This window comes from Pseudoalteromonas sp. GW168-MNA-CIBAN-0100, assembly GCF_040309225.1.
GTDB lineage: Bacteria > Pseudomonadota > Gammaproteobacteria > Enterobacterales > Alteromonadaceae > Pseudoalteromonas > Pseudoalteromonas arctica.
The window spans coordinates 1-236 of record NZ_JBEOOL010001093.1; the positions used below are offsets into that span (position 1 = coordinate 1).

Here is a 236-nt window from a genome sequence, read left to right on the forward strand (position 1 = left end):
GTAAAAAATGCAGCTTGGGCTTGCTCTTTTTGCAGTGGTTTAAACTCCAGCACAAAGTCGCGGTTTAGCGCATTTTGCTCATTTAACTCTATTGAGTATTGTCCAAATGCAGTGTTTTGAATATTTACATTATGAAATTTAGAATTTATATCTACCAGCTCTAAACCTACGTCTATATCTAAGTTTAAATTAAACTGACTACTTGGCTTATCGTCATTTTTTTGCGTGCTATAAAC

Annotated in this window: 1 pseudogene; it reads right to left on the bottom strand. The window is 33.9% G+C overall.

Annotation, left to right across the window (positions count from 1 at the left end):
* Window positions 1–236 (bottom strand): annotated as a pseudogene (locus AAEY62_RS24735) (marine proteobacterial sortase target protein); the annotation flags it as partial.